Annotated in this window: 1 protein-coding gene; it reads left to right on the forward strand. The window is 63.7% G+C overall.

The features are described 5' to 3' along the window. The first annotated feature begins 320 nt into the window (after positions 1 to 320). Positions 321 to 788 carry a hypothetical protein gene (locus LCD31_RS28670; protein WP_224963307.1) on the forward strand — a complete coding sequence of 156 codons (468 nt, stop codon included), beginning with the start codon at positions 321 to 323 and terminating at the stop codon, positions 786 to 788. Positions 789 to 1,935: the final 1,147 nt, after the last annotated feature.

The raw sequence follows: 1,935 nt of genomic DNA on the forward strand, positions 1-1,935 counted from the left end.
CCGCTCGCTCTCCCCAAATTCAGACGAGGAGTACCGCAAAGTCGACCATGACTAGTCGTCGCGGGCTCACTGGCGTACCTGCGCGAGCACTCGGCCGAACGGCATGGCCTGCGGCGCCGCAGCGACACCCCGCTCTGGCGCGTCGCATACCCGGATCCGCCACGCGCAGCTGGTGCAAGCCGAGGAGCTGAGGTCATCACGGAGCAGCTCACGGACCTGCCGGTGCTCTTCATCTGGATCTTGAACACAGAGCCGAGAGCAACGCGGCAAGGCTCGATGGAGTTCCCGGCAGCTGGGCAGGTCGGCTACCATCGACCGTCATGAGCGCCGTGATCGCGGCCCCGGTGAGCGACGAAATCCGCTCCTATGCATCGCTGGAGCGCATTGATTACGCGGAGGCGTTCCAGCTGGGGGTGCCCAGCGCGGATGCCCGCGCCGCGGAGGTGTGGTTGCGGGCGATCTTCGAGTCGCTGCCCGCGTCCGCACGGGTTGGCTTGAGGCTCGGGTGGAGGGCGATCAGTGTTCGACTCGGTCCGTACCCGTCGGCCGAGCACGTGCTTGGTTGGGCTCTCGAGGACAGTCAGCCTCGCTGGGCCCGTCTTGCGACTCACGGATGGCTTGGTGTCCGGGCGAACCTCGTGCTACGCGTCGAAGCCACAGTGCTGACTCTTGTCACTTTCCTCGAGTACCGCCGTCCTGCGGCCCGCGTCATGTGGCTGTTCGTACGTCCGCTTCACGTGGTGATCGCACGGTTCCTGCTGTCGCGAATGGCCGCCGTCCGCTCGTGAATCCCTGACCTTCCGCAACCGCCTCGTTTGCTGCAGTGACACTTCCTTGCCGCCACTCCTGCTTCGAGGAAGGCTCCGGTCCCCGCGCCGCACTGCTTCCTGTCTCTCACCCCCAAAGAACATTGCAGGTCACGAAGTGTTCATCCGTGTACGCGGGGTAGGTCAGCCAGCTCGGCCCCGGCGCGGACGGCCTGTTGAGTTCGTCCCGCATACACGTACGCGTGCATTGGCTCAGGTCTGCGGTCGTCACCGCTGCCGCTTCGCCTACCCGTTCCGCGTATTCCGACCTGTCAATACCGAAGGCGGGTAATGACGTCCTCCGTTGCGACCCGGGCGTCCTGGTTGCTCTGTCCCATTGGTCGGGCGTAGCCTGATCAAGCTCGGTCAAGGGCGCCGACCTGTGCCCCGCCACGCTTTACCGAAGCCTGCTCCTCGAGGTGGACCGATGACCCCTCGTGGCGGTCGATGGGATGGAGCCACCCACTCGCACCGTCCTGAACCGGCGCCCGAGCTTGATCCCCAGCTCCACCCTGGATACGGCCGCGAACAGGGGTGGCCTGTACCCCAAGTTGTATTCAGAACTTGAAGTCTTGGGTGAGAGTCTCGAGTGCTCGTCCGACTCGTTCGGTCCCCCACCGCCAGACGAGCATGTCGAACTCTCGACAGGCTCGTTCAAGGTCGGTAGAAGACAGTGTCATCAAGTCGGAGACACGGCCGGTCAACCAAATGTGCAGCAGTGCCTCTTCCTGTGCCGGTTTCGGCCCTGGCAAGGACTGTATATGCATCGATCAACAGCATTGGGACGGAAGTACCAGCCACATTCCCCTCTTCGGGTGCATTCTGGAGCTCGGTGCAACGAAGAGACCTAGTGTCCGCGAGCGTCGTTCCGCGGTTTCGCTTTGGGCTGTTCGAGCTGTGGGGAGGGAGCCTTTGACGAGGCCTCTGCCGCCTGCGTAGGTGTCGATTTTTCGGTCAAGGCGAACGATAGGCACCGGCTGGGAGAGTCGTGGCGCGGGCTTGGGTGCTGCCGGACATGATGGCTTGTCGCGTTTCGTCAGTGCCTGTTCCTGTTCTCAGGTGAGGCGTTTGCTGGTGGTGTGGATCATGGCCCGGCGGACGATGGCTTCGTGGTGTTGGCGTAGTCGCG

Source organism: Saccharopolyspora sp. 6M (genome assembly GCF_020176775.1).
In the GTDB taxonomy this organism is placed as follows: domain Bacteria; phylum Actinomycetota; class Actinomycetes; order Mycobacteriales; family Pseudonocardiaceae; genus Saccharopolyspora_C; species Saccharopolyspora_C gregorii.